The sequence below is a fragment of the Acinetobacter sp. V102_4 genome (assembly GCF_031799005.1).
GTDB classification, from domain to species: domain Bacteria; phylum Pseudomonadota; class Gammaproteobacteria; order Pseudomonadales; family Moraxellaceae; genus Acinetobacter; species Acinetobacter calcoaceticus.
In genome coordinates, this window is record NZ_JAVQNR010000049.1 from 115,305 (window position 1) to 134,283 (window position 18,979).

The 18,979-nt window shown below is 40.1% G+C and carries 15 protein-coding genes and 1 pseudogene; 6 read left to right on the plus strand and 10 right to left on the minus strand.

Going from position 1 to position 18,979, the window contains the following annotated elements:
- The first annotated feature begins 23 nt into the window (after positions 1-23).
- The gene (locus RMB13_RS14005; protein ID WP_311085528.1) at positions 24-611 is read left to right on the plus strand and encodes an O-methyltransferase; all 588 of its coding nucleotides are present in this window, start codon (positions 24-26) and stop codon (positions 609-611) included.
- Here the strand turns inward: RMB13_RS14005 and RMB13_RS14010 are convergent.
- Positions 588-1,637, minus strand: a complete 1,050-nt coding sequence (locus tag RMB13_RS14010) for an AraC family transcriptional regulator ligand-binding domain-containing protein (RefSeq protein WP_311085529.1) — start codon at positions 1,635-1,637, stop codon at positions 588-590. The two genes, RMB13_RS14005 and RMB13_RS14010, sit on opposite strands and share 24 nt — an antisense overlap.
- 120 nt (positions 1,638-1,757) lie before the next feature.
- On the opposite strand from RMB13_RS14010, the gene RMB13_RS14015 reads away from it, so the two are divergent.
- The gene (locus RMB13_RS14015; protein WP_311085530.1) at positions 1,758-2,951 is read left to right on the plus strand and encodes an alkane 1-monooxygenase; all 1,194 of its coding nucleotides are present in this window, start codon (positions 1,758-1,760) and stop codon (positions 2,949-2,951) included.
- 51 nt (positions 2,952-3,002) lie between these two features.
- Here RMB13_RS14015 and RMB13_RS14020 read toward each other — a convergent pair whose 3' ends face one another.
- Together RMB13_RS14020 and ahpC are read right to left on the minus strand one after the other, a co-directional pair.
- A complete protein-coding gene (locus tag RMB13_RS14020) occupies positions 3,003-3,212 on the minus strand; it encodes a KTSC domain-containing protein (protein WP_003652651.1) in 210 nt (69 codons plus the stop codon).
- A 254-nt stretch (positions 3,213-3,466) separates the two neighbouring features.
- Positions 3,467-4,030, minus strand: a complete 564-nt coding sequence (ahpC, locus tag RMB13_RS14025) for an alkyl hydroperoxide reductase subunit C (protein WP_003652649.1) — start codon at positions 4,028-4,030, stop codon at positions 3,467-3,469.
- A 352-nt stretch (positions 4,031-4,382) separates the two neighbouring features.
- Between ahpC and hrpA the strand changes: the two genes are divergently transcribed.
- Both hrpA and RMB13_RS14035 read left to right on the plus strand, forming a co-directional pair.
- A complete protein-coding gene (hrpA, locus tag RMB13_RS14030) occupies positions 4,383-8,240 on the plus strand; it encodes an ATP-dependent RNA helicase HrpA (protein ID WP_311085531.1) in 3,858 nt (1,285 codons plus the stop codon).
- 94 nt (positions 8,241-8,334) lie between these two features.
- A complete protein-coding gene (locus tag RMB13_RS14035) occupies positions 8,335-9,441 on the plus strand; it encodes a beta-ketoacyl-ACP synthase III (protein WP_311085532.1) in 1,107 nt (368 codons plus the stop codon).
- Positions 9,442-9,541: 100 nt separating this feature from the next.
- On the opposite strand, the gene RMB13_RS14040 is transcribed toward RMB13_RS14035, so the two are convergent.
- The 7 genes and pseudogenes from RMB13_RS14040 to benA form a co-directional block, all read right to left on the minus strand.
- Positions 9,542-10,798 carry an OprD family outer membrane porin gene (locus tag RMB13_RS14040; RefSeq protein ID WP_311085533.1) on the minus strand — a complete coding sequence of 419 codons (1,257 nt, stop codon included), beginning with the start codon at positions 10,796-10,798 and terminating at the stop codon, positions 9,542-9,544.
- 45 nt (positions 10,799-10,843) lie between these two features.
- Positions 10,844-12,202, minus strand: a complete 1,359-nt coding sequence (locus tag RMB13_RS14045; protein WP_311075244.1) for an aromatic acid/H+ symport family MFS transporter — start codon at positions 12,200-12,202, stop codon at positions 10,844-10,846.
- A gap of 479 nt (positions 12,203-12,681) precedes the next feature.
- Positions 12,682-13,875 (minus strand): benzoate/H(+) symporter BenE, encoded by a 1,194-nt coding sequence (gene benE, locus RMB13_RS14050; protein WP_311085534.1) that lies wholly within the window; start codon positions 13,873-13,875, stop codon positions 12,682-12,684.
- Between the two features lie 57 nt (positions 13,876-13,932).
- On the minus strand, positions 13,933-14,718 hold the full coding sequence (locus RMB13_RS14055; protein WP_311085535.1) for a 1,6-dihydroxycyclohexa-2,4-diene-1-carboxylate dehydrogenase: 786 nt from the start codon (positions 14,716-14,718) through the stop codon (positions 13,933-13,935).
- A gap of 18 nt (positions 14,719-14,736) precedes the next feature.
- Positions 14,737-15,753, minus strand: coding sequence for a benzoate 1,2-dioxygenase electron transfer component BenC (benC, locus tag RMB13_RS14060; protein WP_281831628.1), 1,017 nt, complete (start codon positions 15,751-15,753; stop codon positions 14,737-14,739).
- 52 nt (positions 15,754-15,805) lie between these two features.
- A pseudogene (gene benB, locus RMB13_RS14065) lies at positions 15,806-16,325 on the minus strand (benzoate 1,2-dioxygenase small subunit).
- Positions 16,322-17,704 carry a benzoate 1,2-dioxygenase large subunit gene (benA, locus tag RMB13_RS14070; RefSeq protein WP_281831630.1) on the minus strand — a complete coding sequence of 461 codons (1,383 nt, stop codon included), beginning with the start codon at positions 17,702-17,704 and terminating at the stop codon, positions 16,322-16,324. The pseudogene benB and the gene benA overlap by 4 nt, the downstream one beginning before the upstream one ends.
- A 107-nt stretch (positions 17,705-17,811) precedes the next feature.
- Here benA and RMB13_RS14075 point away from each other — a divergent pair, with 107 nt between their 5' ends.
- Positions 17,812-17,940, plus strand: a complete 129-nt coding sequence (locus tag RMB13_RS14075) for a hypothetical protein (protein WP_311085536.1) — start codon at positions 17,812-17,814, stop codon at positions 17,938-17,940.
- A 44-nt stretch (positions 17,941-17,984) separates the two neighbouring features.
- On the plus strand, positions 17,985-18,944 hold the full coding sequence (locus tag RMB13_RS14080; protein WP_003652630.1) for a LysR family transcriptional regulator: 960 nt from the start codon (positions 17,985-17,987) through the stop codon (positions 18,942-18,944).
- Positions 18,945-18,979: the final 35 nt, after the last annotated feature.

Genomic DNA, 18,979 nt, shown 5'->3' on the forward strand with positions numbered 1-18,979 from the left:
TAACGAGTTTAAAGGGTGAATATATGCCAAATACTTTTTTCTTACAAAGAGTTGCAGATTTATATGACACCTTTAAACGGCATGATGCCCAGCAGGCAGATCGCTTGCTGCGTTATCGCAATATTGAGGCTGAGTCTGCAAAACTATTGTCGCAATTTATTCGCATGCAGCAAGCCAAATCAATTTTAGAAATCGGTACGTCAACGGGTTACTCAACTTTGTGGCTTGCTGAAGCTGCTCAGGCAACTGGTGGGCAGGTGACTACAGTTGAAATTGATGCAAAGCGAAGTGCTGAGGCGAAACGCCATGTTGCTGAGTTAGACCTTAGTGAAATCGTTCAATTTTGGGTGGGCGATGCAGCCGATTATTTAAAAGAAGCTCAGGATACGTTTGATTTTATTTTGTTAGATGCTGAGCGCAATGCTTATGAGAATTATTGGCCAGATTTAAAACGGTTGATCAAGCAAAAAGGTGGCGTACTCATTATTGATAACGTCATTTCACATGCGGCTGAAGTAAAATCATTTCTGGAACTGATCAAAAATGATCAAAACTTTATGAGCAGTATTTTGCCAGTAGGCGCTGGTTTATGTATGGTGGTTCTGAAGTAGGTTCACTTTCTTTAGATATTCTTGCCGATAAGCTTGCGGACTACAGCCCTGTACTTTATTAAATGCACGGGTGAAATTGGCAGGATTGGAATATCCCAGCTCATAGGCAATATGAGTAATGGTAAAGGTAGAATTCTCTAATAAATCAATGGCACGTTCAGTGCTGATCTGCTGCTTTAAAGCTTGAAACTCAACACCTTGTTGCTGCAAATAGCGTTGCAAGGTTTTGGTAGAAATGTTTAAGACTTTGGCACATTCCATTAGGGTTGGGACTTGATTGGCTTGTCGCAACATCATGCTGACCCATTCAACAATTTCACCTTGATGATAGATCTTCTGGATTTGTTCCAGACAGCGTTGCTCAACTATTTTTAAACTATGCGCATCAGCTAAAGGTAAGGGCAGTGCCAATTGCTGTTGATCAATTACTACGCGTATACCTGAAAGCCACGTATAGTTAAAGTGGAAATTGGCTTTCACTAAGGATACGTAACGTTCTTGATAGCTCGGCTCTGGAATACTCAAATATACTTGGTAGCGTTGTAATTGCTGACCTGCTAACTCTAACAGGCTGTAGTAAAACGCCACGGCAATCGCTTCAATATGAAAGGCCAAACATTGTTTATTCATCTGCAAAATCGGTTCGAATAATAGTTCAACCTTTTGCTGATTGGTCGGAAATCCAATACTGAGCTTAAAACTCGGCATAATCAGTCTAAAATATTGGGCAATCAGCCTAAGTGCATGTTCCAAATTAGGACTAGTCATTAGCGCATAGCCCACTAGACTATGTGAGCTGAGTTTTATATTTTTACCCAGTTCAAAGGCCAAGTCTTGAGTATTGGGCAGACTTAAACCAATCTCAATGAATTGTTCAATTTGTTGAATCGATAATAATTCTGTTTTTGCCAGTTCTTGCTGGAATGCCGTCAATAAATCGTTATCGTATTGATGCGTGCTGATTAAAATCTCAATCAGCCGTAAATAATAACGTGATGGAATAACAGGGATCTGTTGCTTCTGCACAAGAAAAACTCAGTAAAGTCTTAAAATGATAATAGCAAGTCTTGAAATGATAATATAGAGAAGCTATGAAGGAACACAATCAATTCAAGCAAAGCATTTTGTGTTTGATTGGAGTTTCTAATGAATATGCATACTCAACTGGATGTCGAGCAAGCGACAACAACATTTAAAGATAAAAAACGTCATTTATGGCTATTGGGTTTGGCTGTACCGACCATTGCAATGGGTGGCCTGGCGGGCTATCAATTTGGTCCTAAAAAAACTAAAAAGTTCTTCGCTTCATTTGGGCCATTATTTCTTCATGGTGTTATTCCAGCATTGGATAAATTGATTGGTGAAGACACAGAAAATCCACCATTAGATGCAATCGCAGATTTAGAAGCTGATCCGTATTACGCTCGTATTGTTAAACTTTTTATTCCTCTGCAATACGCGACCAATATCTATGGGGCATATTTAGCCAGTCGTAAAAATACATCTCTTGCTGATCAGGTTTTACTGGGAACTTTGGTGGGAATGGTCAATGGAATTGCTATTAATACTGCCCATGAACTTAGCCACAAGAATGGACAGCTTGAACATTATTTATCGCATTTAGCTTTAGCGCCATCGGGTTATAACCATTTCCGAATTGAACATCCTTATGGACACCACCGTCGAGTTGCGACACCTGAAGACCCAGCATCTTCACAATTTGGTGAAACCTTTTGGAAGTTTTTACCACGTACCGTGATTGGCAGCTTTAAGTCGGCGATCGAAATTGAAAAGAATCGTTTAGAACGTAAGAAATTGCCTTTCTTCTGTAAGGAAAATGAGCTGATTCATGGCTGGGCGATGTCTGCTGTGTACCATGCAGTCATGTTTGCGAAATTTGGTACGCGTTCGATTCCATTTCAAGTCACTCAAGCCGCTTATGCAGTAACTTTGTTTGAATCGGTGAATTATATTGAGCATTATGGCTTAAAGCGTGCAAAGAAAGAAAATGGCCAATATGAACGTACTTTGCCAGAGCACAGCTGGAACAATAATAATGTGGTGACCAATTTGTTCTTGTATCAATTACAACGCCATTCAGATCATCATGCTAATCCAACTCGGAGCTTTCAGACCTTACGTCACTTTGAAGATGCGCCGCAATTACCAGCAGGCTATGGTGCAATGATTCTGCCTGCATTTATTCCATCTTGGTGGTCAAAAATTATGGATGATCGCGTTGTCGATCACTATAAGGGCGACCTCAGTAAAATCAATATGCATGTTGATGTGAAGGAAAAAATGCTAGAGAAATATATTGAACAAAATGACGCGGCTTAAATAGTTGAAAGATATAAAACAGATCAGCCCAAGCGGGCTGATTTTTTATGATTAAGCAGAAATACAGAGCCTTTTAAAATGCAGATCAAACTCAAGATATTTGTGAACAAATGCAGTTTTATCATTTGTACGTAGCAAATTATTGTAGATAAACTCTGGAACGGGATGATAGAGCTCACCTGAGCCATTGCTATAGAAAATTTTTAAATAGCGTGAAGAAACATCGTATTTCCAAGAGGTTACAACAACAGATTTTTCCATATAACTACTCCTACTTTTATTTGATCTTTTAGTACATATATAAAAACTCTTTTGTTTCATCATTTGACAGTACTCTAAGTTAAGCAGACTGACAATTCATAAATGAATGTTGCTATAAATTTATAAGTATAAGAATTGTAAAAAATTAGCTATAAAATTTCGGTGTGGAGTAGGGCTTAGATTTATAAAAATAACCAATAAAAAAACCACCCTAAAAAAGGGTGGTTTCAGACGTATTGGTCTAATCTAAAAAATTAGATTTTACCAACTAAGTCGATAGATGGAGCAAGAGTTGCTTCGCCTTCTTTCCATTTAGCTGGGCAAACTTCACCTGGGTGAGCGTGAACGTATTGAGCAGCTTTTACTTTACGAAGAAGTTCAGACGCATCACGGCCGATACCACCAGCGTTAAGTTCAACGATTTGGATTTTACCTTCTGGATCGATAACGAAAGTACCGCGGTCAGCTAAGCCTTCAGATTCGATAAGAACGTCGAAGTTTTTAGAAAGAGTCCAAGTTGGGTCACCAACTAATGGATATTGAATTTTTTTGATTTCTTCAGAAGTGTCGTGCCAAGCTTTGTGCGTGAAGTGTGTATCAGTAGATACAGCATAAATTTCAACACCAAGTTTTTGGAATTCAGCGTAGTTGTCTGCTAAGTCACCAAGTTCAGTTGGACAAACGAAAGTGAAGTCAGCTGGATAGAAGAATACAACAGACCACTTACCTTTAAGGTTAGTTTCGTTAACTTCAACAAATTGGCCGTTGTGGTAAGCAGTTGCTTGGAATGGTTTAACTTCAGTATTAATCAAGCTCATCATTGTCTCCATGATTGAGGTTTATATTTAAACTTGTTTACGAGATGTAGAATAAATAAAAATTCTTTATTGGGGAAATAGTATTTTTACATGACTAAAATCGGAAAATTGAATAAGTGATAAATTTGCGATTTTTAAGTCCCCAAATACTGTACTCGATTTGACTGCAAAAACATGTAAATCAAATGACAGTTATAGTAAAAGAAACTTGCCTAACAACATGAAGTCTCGTTAGTGAGAATTCAAGGGTAAAATGTAAAAAAATTAAAAATATATCAAAAACCAATTGTTTTACCTTATGCACATTAAAGCGTAAAATAGCGGATTGTTGTATTTTCAGGAAAGTTTGTTTGTGCAGAATGGTTTAAATATAGATCAGTGGGTGATGGCAAGAGATCGTCACCGTTTAAATCGTTTACGTAAAGATAAAAAAGCCAATACAGCAGAGATTGAAAAATTATTTGAACAATCTAATGCCAAAGTAAGACAGCGCTTTGCACGTTTACCTGAAATTAAACTAAATCAGGAACTACCGGTTTCTCAATATGCTGACCGTCTAATTGATGCAATTCAAAAGCATCAGGTCATTATTGTGGCAGGTGAAACAGGTTCCGGTAAAACCACTCAGCTTCCCCAAATTGCAATGTTAGCAGGTCGTGGCTTAACAGGTATGATTGGTCATACACAGCCACGCCGTTTAGCAGCACGTAGTGTGTCGCAGCGTATTGCAGAAGAAGTCGGCGAAAAGCTTGGCGAGTCGATTGGTTTTAAAATCCGATTTAATGAACAAGGTTCGCAAGATTCGATTGTCCGGTTAATGACCGACGGTATTTTACTTGCCGAGTTAGGCAATGACCGTTTCTTATCTAAATATGACACGATCATTATTGATGAGGCGCATGAACGCTCACTCAATATCGACTTTATTATGGGCTATTTAAAGCAGTTACTGCCAAAACGCCCAGACCTTAAAGTTATCGTGACTTCTGCAACTTTAGATGTAAATCGTTTTAGTAATTACTTTAATGACGCACCAATTTTTGAAGTTGAAGGGCGTAGTTATCCAGTTGAAGTGCTTTATCGTCCAATTTCAGAGATGAATATTGGCGGAAGTGACGACGATGAGTTTGATGATTTTGAAGAAAATCTACCACGTGCAGTGGTACAAGCGGTTGAAGAATGTTTTGCCGATGCCGAAGCAAAAGGTCACCCAGAACATGCCGATATTCTGATTTTCTCAAGCACAGAGCAAGAAATTCGTGAATTACAGGAAACCTTGCAAAAGTACGGGCCAAGACATACCGAAATTTTACCGTTGTATGCGCGCTTAGCTGTTTCTGAACAACAAAAGATTTTCAGTCCAGGTGGTAAAGGCCGTCGTATTATTATTGCGACTAACGTAGCCGAAACAGCGCTTACTGTTCCTAATATTCGCTATGTGATTGATAGCGGTTTTGCCCGTATTTCTCGTTATAACTATCGATCACGGGTTCAACGCTTACCGATTGAAGCTATTTCCCAAGCCGCTGCCAATCAACGTAAAGGACGTTGCGGTCGTATTACTGCTGGTGTCTGTATTCGTTTATACAGCGAAGAAGATTTTTTAAGTCGTCCAGAATTTACCGAACCGGAAATTAAACGAACTAACTTAGCTTCCGTTATTTTGCAAATGCAAAGTTTGGGCTTAGGTGAGTTAGAAAACTTCGATTTTATTGAACCGCCAGATTTCCGTCTTGTGAATGATGGTCGAAAGCTCTTGATTGAGTTAGGGGCAATGAATGAGAAGAAAAATGAGCTGACCAAAGTCGGGCAAATGATGGCACGTATGCCGATTGACCCACGTTTAGCGCGTATGATTATTGGTGGTGCACATTTTGGTGTACTCAAAGAAATCTTGATTGTGGTGAGTGCTTTAGCGGTTCAAGATCCGCGTGAACGACCAGCAGACAAACAAATGCAGGCTGACCAAAAGCATGCATTGTTCAAAGAAGCAGATTCAGATTTTCTGTTTTATTTGAAACTTTGGGATACTTTAAATCCTAAAGGTGAAGCAAGTATGTCTGAAAATAAACGACGTCAGTTTGCTAAGGAGAATTTTTTAAGTTGGTTGCGTTTACGTGAGTGGAAACAAACGCATCAGCAATTAGTTGAATTAGCAGAAGGTTTAAAACTCAGCTTTAATGAAAAAGATGCAAATTATGAAAATTTGCATCGTGCGTTGCTGACAGGGTTACTTTCTTTCATTGCCAATAAAACAGATGAACGCAACACCTTTATGGCGGTGCGTCAGCAAAAGGCAAAAGTTTTTCCGGCAAGTACGCTGCACAAAACCAATACCTCTTGGGTGATGGCTTTTGAGATGGTCGAAACGTCTCAGGTATATTTACGTACTTTAGCCAAAATTGATCCTGAATGGATTTTGCTTGCTGCACGTGACTTGTTGAAATATCACTATTTTGAACCGCATTGGTCTAAGAAAGCGGGGATCGTAAATGCCTACGCGCAAATTTCTTTGTTTGGTTTAATTATTGAACCAAAACGGTTAATTAATTTTGAAAAAGTTGACCAGCCTGCTGCACATGAGATTTTCTTACGTGATGCATTAACCACAGGTAATTTGGGTACAGTTCCACCATTTTTAAAACACAACTTACTTAAACTTGAAGAAGTGGAGCGAGTTGAAGATAAATTGCGTCGCCGTGATTTGGTGGTTGATGAAGAAACAATTTATCAGTTCTATGCCTCTAAAATTCCCGAAGAAATTGCAAGCCGTCGTAGTTTTGAAGACTGGCGAGCGACGGTAGAAGCAAATAATCCGCGTTATTTATTTGTTGAGGATGATGCACTTTGGCTCAATGACCGACCAACAACGCAACAATTTCCAGATCATCTGCATAATGGTCAACTACGTTTAGCAACAACATATCATTTTGACCCAAGCCATGACGAAGATGGTGCAACTGTTCAGATTCCTGTTCAGGCACTACCTCAAGTCGATGAAAATATTTGGTCATGGGGAATTCCGGGCTGGCGCCAAGACTTAATTGAGGCTTTACTCAAAGCGTTACCTAAAGACAAGCGTCGTAATGTGGTGCCTATTCCTGATACAGCTCGTAAGCTCATGCAGGGTATTGATGCAGTACATTTACGTGAACATATTTTTAGTTATTTAGCTTTTGCCTTACGTGGCGAGCAAATTACAGACAAAGATTTCTCGTTTGAACGCATTGATCCATATTTGGTGCCGTTCATTAAAGTCATTGATGAAAAAGGTAAATTGATTGCCAAAGGTCGTGATCTGCCAGAGTTAAAAGCACGTTGTCGTGTGGAAACTCATCGTCCAGTAAAACAGCAAAAAGGTGAGTTTAAAAACTTCCCTGACAACTTTACTTTTGAGGCTTCGCACAAGGTCACAGGTGTTGTTGTGAAACAATATCAGGCTTTAGTGCCGACCAAAGCTTTTGCTGAAACTGATGCTAAAGATGATTCTGGTATTGTCATACAAACCTTTAATGATCAGGCTGAAGCCATTAAACACCATCGTGAAGGCATTATCCGCCTGGTACACATGCAACTTGGTGACTTGGTTCGTCAGTTGAAAAAGCAGATTTCAAAATCGCTTGCTTTAGCTTACTCACCTTTGGGCGATAAAGCTAAACTTGAGCAGATGTTGGTCTATGCAACCTTGCAAATGGCAATTACGACTCTGCCAATTAATGCAGATGAATTTAATAAGCTGCTAGAACAGGTCAAAAAGCAATTTTTGAGTTATGGTCAGCAAGCTCTTGAGCAATTGAGCGAGATTTATATTCAATGGCAGCAAATTCGCCGTCAGCTTTTGGTGCTTGATCCAGAGATATTTGGGCGAAGTATTGATGATATTGAAGATCAGTTAGATTTAATGTCACTTGGCAATTTTGTTTATTGCCAGCCTGTCGATCTTTGGCAGGAATACCCGCGTTATTTGAAAGCGCTGCTATTGCGTTTAGACCGATTGCCCAATAATCTACAGCGAGATCATGCAGCAATTGACGATGTCGATCCATGGATGGACAAGGTGTTTAAATTGAAAAATGATCCTAAAATCAAAGAATTGTATTTGATGTTGGAAGAGTTTCGCATTTCTTTATTTTCTCAACCGATGAAAACCAAGATGCCTATTTCACCAACTCGACTGCAAAAGTTATGGGATCGTTTGGGAATCAGTTAAAATAGATATGGGTCTGTTTATGTTGTTTTTAGCGAACAACGCAATTTATAAATGAAAGATTAACAGACCCTTTTCATTTTTTTAGGAGTTTTACATGGGCATTCGTATTACAGGTACTGGGCTATTTCATCCAACAGAAACCATTTCTAATGAAGAACTGGCCGTCAGTTTAAATGCTTATGTGGAACAATATAACCAAGACAATGCAGAGAAAATTGCATCTGGTGAACTTGAAGAGTTACGTGGTTCAAGTGCTGAATTTATTGAAAAAGCTTCTGGTATTAAAAGCCGTTACGTAATCGAAAAATCAGGAATTCTCGATCCGACTCGTTTACGTCCTCGTTTGTCTGAGCGTTCAAATGATGAGCTGTCTCTTCAGGCCGAATGGGGCGTTATTGCGGCTAAACAAGCAATGGAAAATGCAGGGGTTACTGCTGAAGATATTGATGTCGTAATTTTGGCATGTTCAAACATGCAGCGTGCTTATCCGGCAGTCGCGATTGAAATCCAGTCGGCGCTAGGTATTCAAGGTTATGCATATGACATGAATGTTGCATGTTCAGCTGCTACTTTTGGTTTGAAACAAGCGGCAGATGCAATTCGTTCAGGCGCTCGCCGTGTTTTATTGGTGAATGTTGAGATTACCTCTGGTCACCTAGATTACCGTAACCGTGATTGTCACTTCATTTTTGGTGATGTTGCAACTGCTTCTATTATTGAAGAGACTACGACTAAAACTGGTTTTGAAATTTTAGATATTCATTTATTTACTCAATTTTCAAATAACATTCGTAATAACTTCGGCTTCTTAAACCGTAGCGAAGATGCTGTAGTTGACGACAAATTATTCCGTCAAGATGGCCGCAAAGTGTTTAAAGATGTTTGTCCCTTGGTAGCAAAAATCATTAATGCGCAGTTGGAAAAAATACAGTTAACTGCAAACGATATTAAACGTTTCTGGTTACACCAAGCCAATGCCAACATGAATGAACTAATCTTGAAATATGTTGCTGGTAAAGAGGCAGATTTAAGCCGCGCACCAATTATTTTAGATGAATTTGCCAATACCTCTTCAGCAGGTGTGATTATTGCTTTGCACCGTACAGGGCATGAAGTGAATGATGGCGAATATGGCGTGATTTCATCTTTTGGTGCTGGTTATTCAGTAGGTTCGATTGTTGTACAAAAGCACGTTGCTTAAGTTACAAGATTAATTAAAAACGCTCGTAAGGGCGTTTTTTTATGGCTCAAAAATAATAAAGCGGACTAAAATTAGCCCGCTTAAATTAAATCAAAAGTTATTAAAACTTTTTGGTGTAATTGACAAACAGGCGGTCTTCACCAAAATCATTGCCATGTTTAACATTGTAATCAATGCGAATGTATTGCAGGGCAACGCCCTTTAAGTACGGCTGTTGAAACGCATAGTTTAAAATCACGTTCGACTCGGTTTCGTGGTTTTTCTCATCATTCGCTGCTTTAAAGTCATGCCCATACACATATTTCACCATTGCGTTTAGGCCGGGCACATAATCTTTAAAGTCGTAGCCATACATGACATGGTAAGACTTTTCATCTTCTTTAAAGAAACCAGTAGCATTCCAGTTAATGAAATAGGTTTCCGGTAAGAAACCATCCGGTAATGGATAAGCTGACTCACCCATGATTTGTTGGTAGCCTAAACCAAAGGTATGATTTTTCACTTTAAGCGTTTCTAGTACTCCAATGTTTTGTGCATCGATATCAAAAGTGTTGCCATCATCTTTTGCATTGAAGTATTTAAACTTAGAAGTAAGAGCGAAATTAGGTTGTTTCCAATTATGCTCAAGCCCAACATAGTGTTTGTTATAGAGGTCTTCTAAATTACCAAAGTAGTACTCACCCTTTAAAGCAGGCGTAAATTGGTAGCGTAGGTCAATATAATTTAAGCCATCAGATTCTTTGGTAATTCCATTTGCCGTGAATGAAAACTTTTTAAAGTCTTCTTCATTTCGTGGCGATACTTTTTCAACTCGACCAATTTCGGCATACAGCTGATCCGAAAGTTGCGACTTTAAATTGGTTCCCCAATAAGAAGCGAGCAATTGTCGGCTGGCATCGACAGCGGTTACAGGTAAATCGAGCCAAAGCTCACCCACACTCAAAAGCGTTTTGTCATAACCTAATTTTAATGTCGCCCCGTATTTTAAAAAGTCTGATGCTTGTGACTGAGTTTCCTTATTAAAAGGTAAAACTGTGTCTGCTACATGTTTGTCCGAACTTAGGCGCACGGCGTATTGAACGGAAGCATCTGCACCAATCGTAATAGGTTTGTCTGCAATTTGCAGCGGGGTATCATGCATTTTCGATTTATAAAATAAAGATGCTGCCTGAGACCAACTGCCAGTATCTTTGAGCGCATCGTTGTCAAAATTACGGTTGATGTAGGCATTCTTTAAAGTGAATTTCCATTCATCTTCAGCCTGCTGATTTGGATTTGCAGCCCATGAATTGCCACACATCAATACTAAGGTTGCAAAGGTTAAAGCATGTGGCTTAAGGCGATGTAATAATTCCATAATCCATTTCCAAAATCTATGCGCCAGTCCTAGGCGCATGTATGTTTACTGCTGGGTAAGCGTGTTTTGAGTGTTAAATGTTGATGGCGTTTGTGCGGCAACAGAGGCTTTTAGATTGACCATAAATATTGCAAGTGCAGCAATTACACCCGGAATCGCAATCGCTAAGAAATTCATTTGGTGAGGAAGCTCAAATGTGAGTAGGGCGCCAGTTAAAACTGGACCGATAATTGCACCAATACGACCAATTCCAGATGCCCAGCCCATGCCAGTTGAACGAAGTGCTGTCGGGTAGAACTGTGCAACAAACGTGTAGAGTAAGATTTGTGAACCAATTGTGGCAGCACCAGCAATGGCAATCAGGCTATATAAAATAAATTGTGGACTATTGATACCAAGTAAAATTAAAGCTGCTGACCCCACAATAAACATGATGGTAATGACTGGTTTTAAATGGAATCTGTCTGCTAAAGCCCCTCCACCAATTGCACCGACCATGCCACCGATGTTAAGTGCGAACAGGAACAACATGCTCGCACCTAGCGAATAGCCCGCTTGCAGCATAAGTTTAGGTAACCAGCTTCCTAAGGCATACACCATGAGTAAGCACATAAAGAAAGCAATCCAGAACATAAATGTGCTGAAGGTACGGCCTTGTTGAAAAAGTGCACGGACAGGTGCTTCAGTTGTTGTGCTTTCGTTTAACACCAGTTGTGTATTGGCGTTTACCTGAGTTTGAGGTGCAATTTTGCTGACAATACTTTTAGCCTGTTCACTCTGATTAGATTTCACTAAAAAGGTGAGAGACTCAGGCAGAAATTTCCAGATCAGTGGGAGTAATAGCAGTGGAATACCTGCAAGTAAAAACATGATTTGCCAGCCCATATCTTTCACGAGCCATGCACCGAGTAGAGCAGATGTCATGCCACCAATTGCGTAACCACTAAACATGATTGCGACTAAGGTACTACGAATTTTTTTAGGCGCATATTCGGTCATGAGTGCGACCACGTTTGGCATCACGCCACCAATACCAAGGCCAGCAATAAAGCGCAAAATTGCAAATTCAGTTGGTCCTTTGGCAAAAGCACCGATAAAGGTAAATCCACTAAATAAAGTCACACAAATCAGGATGGTTTTTTTACGCCCGAGCTTGTCCGAAAGTGTGCCGAAAATCATGGCACCAAACATCATGCCAAATAGAGCCGCGCTTGCCAGCAAACCTGCTTCTACCGCAGTTAATGACCATTGTTGCATTAATAAAGGGAGTGCTACTCCATAAATGACTAAGTCATATCCATCAAAAATAATAATAAGTAAACACCAGATTAAAACTTTCCAATGAAAAGAAGTAAAACTGGCCTTGTCAATTAGCTCATTAATATTAACCTTGCTCGTATCCATTTTCTTCACCTCCAATTTGTGAAGTATCGCGTTATTTTTTAATAAACTATTTTGTTATTGAGTTAGAGTCAAAAACCTAATTGATATATCTTTATGTCTTTAAGGTATTGTGTTTTTATTAATTTAATTATTTGAAAAATATGAATTTATTTTGATTTTTGAGGTTGGTTTTACTATCTGTATTAAATGATGTTAAATATTATATGGTGAGAATTTCAATGTTTTTATTGGTGTTTTATTCTTGATTTTCTTGCTAAGAATCACTGATAAAAATAGAGCTAAATTTATATTATGAATTGGAATGAAAATATTAAGATAGGAGATTAAAGTCTATTATTTAATTATTTTAGAAATTGACCTTTGAAAATGAAATTTAATTGATATTAAATAAAAATCGCCAAATCAGGGTTAGCAAATTATTTGCATCCTGATGTGGCGATTGAGGCTTTATTTTAGTGGTGGGCGCTTAGATAAAAAACTTAATTTGTGGCCGGAGTTGATCGTGGTGTGAGAATGAAATGGGCGATTACACCAATACAAATACCCCAAAACACTGAGCTTAATCCAAGAAAGTGCATGCCTGATGCTGTAGCTAAAAAGGTAATAAGTGCAGCATCACGTTGACTATCATTTCTCATGGCGACAGAAATATTTGTGGCAATCGCTCCAAGCAAGGCTAAACCTGCCAGTGCTGCAACCAACTCTTTAGGGAGTAAGCTAAATAGCATGACAATACTGCCAGCAAATAAGCCTCCTAAAATATAAAAAATTCCATTAGCGATACCCGCAATATATCGTTTTTCTTTAAGTTCATGTGCATCTTTGCCCATACATAAAGCAGCGGTAATTGAGGCAAGCACAATGGTAATACCACCTACGCAAGCAACAGCTAAAGAAGCAATACTGGTAACGCTAATAATCGGTTTGGCTGGCGTGTCATAACCGCTGAGTTTCATGATCGCCATACCCGGTAAAAATTGACCAGTTAAGCTGACTAAAATGAGAGGAAGAGCAAGGTTAAGAGTTGAGTTCCATGTCCACTCTGGGCTAATCCACTGCGGGATAGCTAAACTAAAACTCACATCAACCGGATTCATTTTGCCTAAAATGAGGCTTAATAAAACTCCGGCAGCTAATACCCAAATCATGGTGTAGCGTGGCATTAAACGCTTGGCAATTAAAAAGACAATGAGCATGCTAAAAACAATAAAAGGCATGCTATCAGATGCGGTAAATAGACCAATACCAAATTGAAAAAGAATACCTGCCATCATGCCTGCTGCGACATCTTGCGGAATCCATTTCAGTAATTTGTCGAAGTAACCAGTAATGCCAATTAAAAAAATAACGATAGCAGAAGTAATATAAGCGGCTACCGCTTCATGAAGTGAGACATTTGGGAATAGCGTCACTAACAGGGCAGTACCTGGTGCAGACCATGCGGTAATGACAGGAGTTTTATATTTAATCGAAAGATAAATACCTGAAACAGCAGCACCAATTGAAATTCCCCAAATCCATGACACCATCATATCGGTGGACACATGGGCGCGCTGAGCAGCTTGGAAAAAAATAATCAGTGGGCCTGAGTAAGAAATTAAAACTGCAAGAAAGCCAGCAACTGTTGCTGATATGGACCAGTCATTTTTTAATGTCTTTAACAGGGTTGCCATGTGCGATTGCCTCCATGCAAATCATGTTATTTACCCAATCATACAAAAAGATCAGGGTTAACCCTGATCTCCACCTCCGACCGAAATAACCGATCCGGTCATATACGATGCTTCGTCTGATGCAAGAAATAAAATTGCATTCACTTGTTCTTGAATTGTGCCATAACGGCCCATAAATGTTCGATCTATTGTTTGATCAACCACTTGCTGCATCCAGTCTTTTTCATTTTGACTTAATGGGTTGGCGTTACGCGGTACTTTGCGAGGCGGTGCTTCGGTTCCACCCGTCGCAACTGCATTGACTCGGATCCCGTCTTTAGCATGTTCAAAAGCAAGCGATGCCGTTAAAGCATTTACACCACCTTTAGATGCCGAGTAGGGAATACGATTAATGCCACGGGTTGCAATTGAAGATACATTTACAATAACACCCGATTGTTGCTTAATCATGGCGGGCAACACAGCGCGGCAGCACCATAAAGTTGGAAACAATGAGCGATTCACTTCCTTAATGATCTCTTCTTCGGAAAACTCTTCAAAAGGTTTCATCCAGATCGCGCCACCTACATTATTAATCAGGATATCGATCCGACCATAGTGTTCAATGGCTTTTGCAACAACCGCTTGAGCACCTGCGTAGGTTTCAAGGTCGGCATTAATCGTGACAGCATCGCCACCTGCATTCTGAATTTCTTTGAGAACTTCTTCAACATATTCAGAGCGGTCAGTCATGATGACTTGTCCACCTTCAGCCGCGACTTGCAGGGCCACGCCACGACCAATACCTTGGGCACTACCCGTGACAATCACGACCTTATCGGTAAATCTTTGATGGTTTGACATAGATAACTTCTCCACCTGTTAATTCGCAGAGAATTTTTCAAACAAGAAATTAGCAGGTTTGATATTTTCAGTTTCTAACCAGCCACGTACAGCCTCTACCATTGGTACTGGGCCACATAGATAAACATCGACATCACCACCGTTTAACCATTCACTTTCAATATGACCAGTGACATAGCCTTTGCGTTCATGGTTGCTCTCAGAGCTTGCAACTACAGTGCGGTATTCAAACCATGGGAATTTCGCCTGCAACTCATTGAGTTTTTCTAGAGCAACCAAATCAAAGTCATTGGTTACGCCAAAGACTAAACGAACAGGCTGTTCTGAACCTTTTTCTTCAAGCACTTGTAACATCGACATAAATGGGGCAATGCCAGTGCCGCCTGCGAGCATCAGCACTGGACGCGCTACATTACGTAAATAGAAGCTACCGAATGGACCGGTAAATGTCATTTTGTCGCCAGCTTGGGCATTTTTGCTCAAGAATTCACTCATTTTGCCGTTCGGTACGTTACGGACCACAAAGCCTGTTAAGCGATTGCCCGGTTTTGAGCTAAATGAATATGAACGTGTTTCGCCAGTTTCTGGAATTGCAACATTCACATACTGACCTGCAAGGAAATGAATATCCGGTTGGCCTTCATCAAGTTGAATATCAAACGTGATGGTTGAATCTGATAAATTTTCAACGCGAGCTAATGTACCTTGGAAGCTATGAATTTCTGTTTTGCAGACATCTGATGATGCTTGAATTTGAAATACAGCATCTGAGGTTGGGCGACATTGGCAAGCAAGAATATAGCCTTGCTCAGCTTCTTCTGGAGTTAATGCATCTTCAATATAGGTTTCTTCTGGCATGTCATAATGACCTGACTCGCAAAATGCGCGGCAAGTTCCACATGCACCATCACGGCAATCCAAAGGAATATTAATTTTTTGGCGATAGGCTGCGTCAGATAAGGTTTCGCCTTGAGCTACGTTAATGAAACGTGTAACACCATCTTCAAATTGAAGTGCAATATTGTGGTTTGACATGGCATGTATCCTACAAAATATTTGAAACTTTTACCCTCAGCCAACAGTCCGTTTAACTGAGGGGGTATGTCTTAAAGGTGGTAAATATCAATCACTTGATTAATGTAGTCATTTTTCAAAACGACATACTTGCTCAAGATTTTTGGTTGATCACCTGAAAAATCGATCACATAACGTGACATACCGAAATAGCTGTAATTTGTCTTGTAACGGAAACTCAAGGTATTCCAGTTAAAGCGAACAGTAACTTTATCTCCATCGCGTTCTACGACTTCAACGTTGGCAATATTGTGGCTTGTGCGTGTGTCCGGCATGGTTGCAGATGAACGCTCAGTTTTAATACGGAATACACGATATTCTAAACCTTGACGGTCTGGGTAATAAATGAGTGAAATTTCCGATTGAGGGTCTTCAGTTAATCTATCGTCGTCGTCCCAAGCTGGCATCCAGAAAGAAGCTTCCGGTGCGTAGCATGCAAGCCAGTCATCCCATTGTTCATCATCTAAAAAGCGAGCTTCGCGATAGAGAAACTGAGCAATATTTTCTAAAGTTGCTTTGTCTTGAGTGCTCATGCTGTTTCTCCCTGATCAGCAATTTCTTTCTCTGATGCAATCGCATGTTTCATGGTGTGTAACCAATATTGATGTTGGGCAAGATAAAGACCTTCATCTTCAGTTTTGATACCACTTAACATTGGTTTTAAACCAATTTCGTTTGCTGCATCGTCTGGCCCATAAATCCAATGTTTTGAACCACGGCACATGTCATTCCATTCAAGTGCAATACCTGCGTAGCCTGCCTGACAAGCACGGAATTCTTCTAAATCGTCTGGTGTTGCCATGCCTGAGGCATTAAAGAAATCTTCATATTGACGGATACGACGCGCGCGAGCTTCAGGTGCTTCGCCTTTAGGTGCGATACAGTAAATGGTGACTTCGGTTCTATTGACAGAAAGTGGGCGAAGTACACGAATTTGCGAACCGAACTGATCCATCAAATAAACGTTTGGATAGAGGCACAGGTTACGTGAGCGCTCAATCATCCATTTCGACATTGCTTCACCGTATTTTTCGGTGTATTCGTCTGCGTTCGGGAAGTTTGGACGGTCTTCTGGGTTTGCCCATTGTGTCCAAAGCAACATATGGCCATTTTCAAAACCATACGAGCCACCACCTTGTTTACCCCAAGAACCAGCGCTCATCGCGCGAATGTTATCAGCAGCTTGAGTTTCTTTACGGTGTTGAGTCGTTGCTGCATAGTTCCAGTGAACAGCAGAAACGTGGTAACCATCCGCACCATTTTCAGCAGTGAGTTTCCAGTTGCCTTCATAGGTATAAGTAGATGAACCACGTAAAACTTCCAGACCATGTTCAGATTGATCAACAATCATGTCGATGATTTTGGTGGTTTCACCCAAGAATTCTTCAAGTGAAGGAACATCTGGATTTAAGCTACCAAACAAGAAGCCTTTGTAGTTCTCAAAGCGAGCAACTTTTTTAAGGTCGTGCGAGCCGTCTTGATTAAAACAGTCAGAGTAACCAGCTTCGCTTGGGTCTTTAACTTTTAGAAGTTTACCTGAGTTGTTAAACGTCCAGCCGTGGAAAGGGCAGGTATATGTTGCTTTGTTACCACGCTTGTGACGGCAAAGTTGTGCTCCGCGGTGTGAACACGCATTGATCATGGCATTCAATTCGCCGTTACGGTTACGTGCAATAATGACTGGCTGACGACCAATGTGAGTGGTGTAGTAGTCATTATTATTTGGAATTTGGCTTTCGTGCGCTAAGTAAACCCAATTACCTTCGAAGATATATTTCATTTCGAGGTCAAATAGGGCTTCGTCAGTAAACACTGAGCGATGAAGTTTAAATTCACCTGTATCGATATTATCTACAAGTAATTCATCAATACGGTCAAGATGGCTAGTATTGATTACAGGAATACGTGGCATGTCCGTTCTCCGACTTTCCAAAAGTGTGGAAGTCACCAAGGCCTTAGCTAAAGATCTACAAGGTCTTGATATCCTAATATTGTCAATGAAGCGCATGAGCGCGCTGGGTGTTTAACCGTGAATTGATGAAGATGAATCACTTAAATATTGGCAAGAAGGCTTTTCACAAAGCAATTCATCACTTCATCGGTTTGTTGCTTGTATATACCTTAAAAGAATGGTTAAGCTGTGTCTAAGACTGAATTTGCATTTTTTTATATCTTAAAGGTATGGAAGCCTTATGGAACTAAGACATTTACGGTATTTTGTGGCTGTTGTTGAAGAGCAGAGCTTCACAAAGGCAGCCGAAAAACTATTTATTGCTCAACCACCTTTGAGCCGGCAGATCCAAAATTTGGAAAGTGAGCTTGGAATTCAATTATTTGAGCGTGGAAGCCGTCCTTTACAGACAACCCCAGCCGGACATTTCTTTTATCAGCATGCCCTTAAACTTTTGTCGAATGCTGAAGAAATAAAAAGTATGACCAAGCGGATTGGTCTGATTGAACGTAGCGTGACGATTGGTTTTGTTGGGTCTTTGCTCTATGGTTTACTGCCGCGAATCATCTATTTATTTCGGCAACAGCAACCGCATTTGAATATTCAACTGATGGAGTTAAGTACGACCGAGCAACTACAGGCATTAAAAGAAGGCCGTATTGATGTCGGGTTTGGTCGCTTAAGAATTAGTGATCCTGCGGTGAGACGTATTTTGCTACGTAAAGAACGCTTGGTGGTTGCTGCACATACGAGTCATCCCATTGCTCAGCGTACGGAAGGGGTATATCTGGCCGATCTTATTGATGAAAAGATGTTTATGTATCCCACTTCGCCGAAACCTAATTTTTCGACCCAGCTTTTAAATATTTTTGCCGAGCATAGTTTGGTTCCAAAAAATATGCATGAGATACGGGAAATTCAGTTGGCTTTGGGCTTGGTCGCAGCGGGAGAAGGTTTATGTATTATTCCTGCCAGTGCCGATACCATTCGTTTTCCGCACTTAAATTACATCCCAATTCTCGACAATGGGGCAGTCAGTCCGATTTTTATTACTGCACGCGCAATGGACAGAAGTGAGGACTTACAACTCTTATTTGATTGTATTTATCAGGTCTACGATTTAGAAGGGATACCTTATCAACGCACTGTTTTTACACTTGATCAGAATCCGATAGATGATTCAAATGGTATCGATTTTTAAATAAGATGAATGCATAGCCTCAAAGTCTGAAGCTA

What these genes read in the sequence shown, in the direction of transcription:
- benE (WP_311085534.1), bottom strand. Translation starts at nt 13,875, where the DNA reads ATGGCAACCCTGTTAAAGACATTAAAAAATGACTGGTCCATATCAGCA.
- RMB13_RS14040 (WP_311085533.1), bottom strand. Translation starts at nt 10,798, where the DNA reads ATGGAATTATTACATCGCCTTAAGCCACATGCTTTAACCTTTGCAACC.
- RMB13_RS14045 (WP_311075244.1), bottom strand. Translation starts at nt 12,202, where the DNA reads ATGGATACGAGCAAGGTTAATATTAATGAGCTAATTGACAAGGCCAGT.
- RMB13_RS14015 (WP_311085530.1), top strand. Translation starts at nt 1,758, where the DNA reads ATGAATATGCATACTCAACTGGATGTCGAGCAAGCGACAACAACATTT.
- RMB13_RS14055 (WP_311085535.1), bottom strand. Translation starts at nt 14,718, where the DNA reads ATGTCAAACCATCAAAGATTTACCGATAAGGTCGTGATTGTCACGGGT.
- ahpC (WP_003652649.1), bottom strand. Translation starts at nt 4,030, where the DNA reads ATGAGCTTGATTAATACTGAAGTTAAACCATTCCAAGCAACTGCTTAC.
- benA (WP_281831630.1), bottom strand. Translation starts at nt 17,704, where the DNA reads ATGCCACGTATTCCTGTAATCAATACTAGCCATCTTGACCGTATTGAT.
- benC (WP_281831628.1), bottom strand. Translation starts at nt 15,753, where the DNA reads ATGTCAAACCACAATATTGCACTTCAATTTGAAGATGGTGTTACACGT.
- RMB13_RS14080 (WP_003652630.1), top strand. Translation starts at nt 17,985, where the DNA reads ATGGAACTAAGACATTTACGGTATTTTGTGGCTGTTGTTGAAGAGCAG.
- RMB13_RS14020 (WP_003652651.1), bottom strand. Translation starts at nt 3,212, where the DNA reads ATGGAAAAATCTGTTGTTGTAACCTCTTGGAAATACGATGTTTCTTCA.
- RMB13_RS14005 (WP_311085528.1), top strand. Translation starts at nt 24, where the DNA reads ATGCCAAATACTTTTTTCTTACAAAGAGTTGCAGATTTATATGACACC.
- RMB13_RS14035 (WP_311085532.1), top strand. Translation starts at nt 8,335, where the DNA reads ATGGGCATTCGTATTACAGGTACTGGGCTATTTCATCCAACAGAAACC.